At 65.1% G+C, this 5,000-nt stretch carries 5 protein-coding genes (2 of these 5 only partly in view); 2 read left to right on the forward strand and 3 right to left on the reverse strand.

The window, feature by feature from the left end; genetic code table 11:
- From A3OM_RS0103215 to A3OM_RS0103225, 3 genes are all read right to left on the reverse strand, one after another.
- Positions 1-180: the 5' portion of a DUF6429 family protein gene (locus A3OM_RS0103215; protein WP_018042288.1), read on the reverse strand. The gene continues 51 nt to the left of window position 1, outside the view; 180 of the gene's 231 nt are visible here — the first part of the coding sequence; its start codon is at positions 178-180; the stop codon falls past the left edge of the window.
- Between the two features lie 314 nt (positions 181-494).
- Entirely contained in the window at positions 495-1,160 is a 666-nt protein-coding gene (locus A3OM_RS0103220; RefSeq protein WP_018042289.1) for a metallophosphoesterase family protein, read from the reverse strand.
- Complete coding sequence (locus A3OM_RS0103225; RefSeq protein WP_018042290.1) at positions 1,157-3,298, reverse strand: helicase-related protein; 2,142 nt, start codon at positions 3,296-3,298, stop codon at positions 1,157-1,159. The genes A3OM_RS0103220 and A3OM_RS0103225 overlap by 4 nt, the downstream gene beginning before the upstream one ends.
- 480 nt (positions 3,299-3,778) lie before the next feature.
- Here A3OM_RS0103225 and A3OM_RS0103230 point away from each other — a divergent pair, with 480 nt between their 5' ends.
- The gene (locus A3OM_RS0103230; protein ID WP_018042291.1) at positions 3,779-4,936 is read left to right on the forward strand and encodes an acyl-CoA dehydrogenase family protein; all 1,158 of its coding nucleotides are present in this window, start codon (positions 3,779-3,781) and stop codon (positions 4,934-4,936) included.
- Positions 4,933-5,000, forward strand: the 5' end (the start) of a protein-coding gene (locus tag A3OM_RS0103235) for an SAM-dependent methyltransferase (protein WP_018042292.1). It continues 520 nt past the right edge of the window; the window shows 68 of its 588 coding nt (coding positions 1-68); the start codon lies at positions 4,933-4,935; the stop codon falls past the right edge of the window. Before A3OM_RS0103230 ends, A3OM_RS0103235 begins: the two co-directional genes overlap by 4 nt.

Below are 5,000 nucleotides of genomic sequence, written 5' to 3' on the forward strand. Positions count from 1 at the left end.
CCCTTCGTCGGTCAGCACGACCGACTTCGCCTTGCTCGCCGGGTCGGAGATCATCCCCTTCCGGTGAAGGCGTTCCATCGCGTTCCAGTCGAAGCCCTTCCAGGCACGACGCTCATCGTGAAGCGTCAACCGCAGGAGCGCTAGAACAGCGGCGTCGATTTTCTCCTCGTCGATGTCCATCTTCACAAACCTCGTATGCAAAGCCCGAAAGCGCTGTGGTCTTCACCGGATGCATAGGATGAGCCTCATCGAAAGAGCAGGTAAACGCCATCTTTTCGAAATCCGCCAAGGCTGATCATACCCCAAACCGCTATGAGCGCGCGAGGTCACGGCCGCCTTGTGCGGATAAGTCCGATCACGGATCTCATCACCGAAACCAATCGCCCATACTCTGCTGGATGGCAGCACCATGGATTTGGCGGTCTACTCGCCAAAAATACTTTCACTCTCCCCAACGGTCGTTCCGAACGGAGGCGGTCATCGAATTCTCCGGTTCACATGCCAACCTGCAGGAACTCGACGGTGGGGCCGGCTTCAGGAGTGAACACGGCTGCGGTGAGGAGGCATCCAAAGACACAGGCCGTGTCGACGTTCGTTCGGAAGGGATGAACGTCCGGCCTGCCGGTCTTTTGCGGGGTGTGGCCGTGGACGACGTGCTTGCCGAAATCGAAATCCTCGGTGAGGAACGGCTTTCGGATCCAGAGCCTGGCCTCAACGTCCGGGTCGATACCGGGCCTTCCGGGGCGAAACCCGGCATGGACGTAATAGCGCCGCTCATCCTCATGGACCGTGTCGAGGCCCGACATCCAGTTGAGCGCATCCCGCGGCAGCTCCTCCGGATCGCGGATGCCGAATGACGCCAGCGTGCTTCGACCGCCATTCTCCAGCCAGGCGGTGACGCCGAAGGGCTTTTCATAGGCATCGAGCAACATCCGCTCGTGATTGCCCATGAGAAACGTGGCTCTCTCGCCTTCTGTCCGGTTGAGATTCTGAAGAAGCCGAAGCACACCGGCACTGTCCGGTCCGCGATCGATGTAGTCGCCCAGAAAAACAAGACGGTGTTCGCGACCACCGCAATGACGGGCGATCTCCGCCAGGAGTCGCTCGAGGGCATCGGCGCATCCGTGTATGTCGCCGATGGCGTAAGTCAGACGAGTCATCGCACTCCCGGCCGCGACCGCCGACGTTCGGCCTTGCGCGTCGCCGTCTCTCGTAGATGTTTCTCGATGACGGCGTTGGCCCGGCCGCGCATGGCACGGATCTGCTCGTCGTCGTCGAAGGTTTCGGGGAAGCGGCGCGACAGCCAGAGATAAGCACTCGCGAGCCGCACCGTCCGTTCCTGATAATCGAGTTCCCCGCTGAGATTGGCACGCAACGCCGGAACGGTCGTGCGCGTGGCCCGAGCCTGCGCCCAGCGTTCCAGCATGGCGATGGCGATCTCATCGCGACGATTGACCGGGCAGACCGAGAAGGCGAACTTTTCCTCGATCGGCAAGGCAGCGCGGTCGATGACCTTCGCGACATCGAGGATTTCGTCGAGGGCGGAGGGCTGGAACGGCGACCCGGCATAGAAGGTGGACCGCGCGAAATGCGTCATGACCTCTCGCAGGCTCGCCGTGCGCATCTCCTCCGCGACGGAGCGGATCGCGATCAGATCGGGCCGCACGAAGAATCGCGTATCGGCGGCCGGTGCCGTCGGCGCTCCGGCGAGCGCGGCGCGGATCGGTTCGATGCCGATGGCGTCGGTGGCGGCGACGTAACCGACATCCTGATGGCCGAAGCGCCCGGCACGCCCGGCGATCTGACGAATCTCGGAATTCGTCAAGGCACGCTCGCCGACCCCATCCCATTTGCGGGTCGCGGAGAAGACGATGCGCTTCAGGGGCCCGAGGTTGAGACCCATGCCGATCGCATCCGTGGTGACCAATACGGTGGCCTCGCCGGTGCGGAACCGTGCGGCTTCCGCTCGCCTAACTTCGGGAGACAGGGCGCCGTAGATCGTCGCCACGCTGTGACCGGCGGCGACCAGGATCTCGCGATTCTCATGCACCGCGCGCCGCGAGAAGGCGACGACCGCGTCCCCTGGCTCGACGTCCTCGAGGGGGACGGGCTTGTCCAGAAGGACGAGGGGCGTCTTGCGAACGAAGGTGATGACTTCGAGCGATTCGTTGGCTGCCTCCGCCGCGCGCCGGACGGCGGCGAGCGCATCGTCGGACCCGCAGACGACGACGGTCTTGGCCGGAATACCGAAGAGGGCGTTGGTCCAGGCCCAGCCGCGGTCAGGATCGGAGAGCATCTGGATCTCATCGATCACGGCGACATCGACGGGCCGGATCAGATCCGCGGTCTCGATGGTCCGCGATGTGTGGGTCGGCTTGTCTTCGCCGAGGACTTCCTCGCCGGTCACCATCCCGGCCTTGAGGCCCCGCTCGGCGAGCCCCTCGTAATTCTCGAGGGCGAGGAGCCGCAGCGGCGCGAGATAAGTCCCCGTCGGGGCCGCTGCGAGTAACTGCAGGGCCGCGTAGGTCTTGCCCGAATTGGTCGGCCCCATATGGAAGATGATGCGACGGCCGAGGCGCCGGGCGACCGTAAATTTCTCGATGTAAGCACCGAACCCGACCTGATCGCGCAGGCGGCGCAGGCGGGAATCCTCTCGCGCGACGACCTTGGCGCGCTTGCGCACCGGGGCCAGGGTGTCGCTCATGGAACGGCCGAGATTCGGCCCGGCATGGAACACCCGCGAGCGGAGGGAACGGTCCATGTGATCGATATAGGTGACGGCGTCGGCGCCGACCTCGCGCAGATCCCCGGTGATCGCGTCCCTGAGGCGTTCGATGGAGGCGTGGAGCGTCTGTCCGGTCCGTGCGGTGATCTCGGCCACGGCGGGTCGCAACGTCTCGATGCGCCAGGTCGGGTCGTTGCGCTCCGCCATGCCGGCGACGATCTCGGCCGCGACGCCCTCCAGGGGAATCTCGACCCGCACATCCAGACGGTTGCCATCGAGAAGCGGCAGCAGCACGCGCACTCGCCACAGGAGGGTATCGTTCTCGGCGACCGTGACCTTGAGCCCGGGCACGCTCTTGCTCACCGCCGCGGCGCCTGTCCTCGCGAACGCGCTTTGCGCCTTCATGCGCCGCAGCGCTTTGCCGACCCGCGCATCCTCGACATAGCCACCGAATTCCGGAAGATCGAGGTGAAGCCGCAGTGCCTCGATGTCCACCGACCGTGGCGGAAGCCCGAGACGGGCGACGACGTCCCTCAGGATATCGACGGTGGGCTGAGCGCGCTTTCGCGCCATGGGCATCGATCCTGGACAATCGTTCGTGGAACCGCATCGACCCGGTATCGTCTCGTGGGTCTACACGAGGCGAATGCGGAGCCATCGCGACGCTGCCCGATCTCAGGCCCGCTGCCTATCCCGGAGATGTGGATAAGGCCGCATTTTTGCGCGGCAGATCGAGCGTCGCGACAGGAATACACGATTTGGCCGCATGGAGTTGAACCGGCCCAAGGTTTCGCTGGTTGTCGAGACAACTCACTGCTTCCTCGATGACCGAAGGCAAGAACCTGCGCGCGTCTATTCTCCTTTTCGATCGATCGATTCTGATCTTTTCGTACCGGAACTCGGATCCCGCCACGTGCGACGAGGAGGAGGCGGACAAACGACGGATGTTCGCGTTGGGGTGTCGTACGATCGAGTGCAGGCCGAAATCTGTCCGGCCTCTTGGTCCCATGTCATGAATGGTCGGTATCGAGGCGCGACGGCCGCACGGAGAGGATGAACAGCGTGGACCAGCCGATACGGGTCGCCCACAGCATTGTCGATGCCGCGAGGGTGGTCGCACGGGCCGCCGCCGCGCGGGCGGCCGAACATGACCATGATGGCGGGTTCCCGGCCGCGGATATCGAGCATCTGCGTACGCTCGGCCTGCTCGCCGCGCCGATACCGCGGGACGAGCAAGGCGCCGGCCTAGGTGAGGAGCCGGGCGCCTCGGATCTCTGCGATGTGCTGCGTATCATCGGGAGCGGAAGCCTGGCGCTCGGTCGACTCTACGAGGGCCATGTCAACGCCCTTCAACTGGTTGCCCGATATGGCGACGCCTCCCAGCGCACCCGTCTTTTCGCCGATGCGCGAGGGGGGCATCTCTTCGGTGTCTGGAACACCGAGCCCGCGGATGACGGGTTGAAGCTCGTCGAGCAGCCCGGTGGCTATCGTCTGAGGGCAGGCAAGATCCTCGCATCCGGCGCGGGCTTCGTCACCCGTCCCCTGGTCACCGCCCGCACGATCCCCGGCGACCGCGCCTTCATGGTGGTGGCCGAGCTCGCATCCGGCACGCGGGCCGATCTCTCCGCTTGGCGGGCCCACGGAATGCGCGCCTCGGCGACGGGAAAGGTGGATCTCACCGGGCTCGAGATCGCACAGGACGGTCTGCTCGGCGAGGCGGATTCCTATTCCAGGCAGCCGTATTTCTTCGGCGGCGCCTGGCGTTTTGCCGCCGTCCAGCTCGGGGGGATCGAGGCCGTGCTCGATATCTGGCGCGACCATCTGCGCCGGACCGGGCGAGGTCACGATCCGCATCAATCGGCCCGGCTGGGGGAGGGGCTCGTCGCTACCGAGAGCGCCCGCCTCTGGGTGGAGCGCGCCGCGCGCATCGTATTCGAGGACGACCTCCGCCCTGAGCGAATCGTGGCTTACGTCCACCTGGCGCGAACCGCCGTCGAGGCCGCAGGGCTGTCGGTGCTGCAGCTTGCTCAACGCTCCGTGGGGTTGCAGGGCTTCCTGCGCGATCACCCCCTCGAACGGGCCTCACGCGATCTCGCTACCTATTTGCGACAGCCGGCGCCGGATTTCGCGCTGACATCCGCCGCGCATTATGTCCTTGGTGAGACCGGGTCCGCCGGTGATCTCTGGCGCGACTCCGGAGATGTCCCATGACGCGTCACTCGCAGACGATGCCGCCGGATTATTTCGAGAACCGCTACGCCGACGATCCCGACCC

The sequence above is a fragment of the Methylobacterium sp. 88A genome (assembly GCF_000376345.1).
GTDB lineage: Bacteria > Pseudomonadota > Alphaproteobacteria > Rhizobiales > Beijerinckiaceae > Methylobacterium > Methylobacterium bullatum.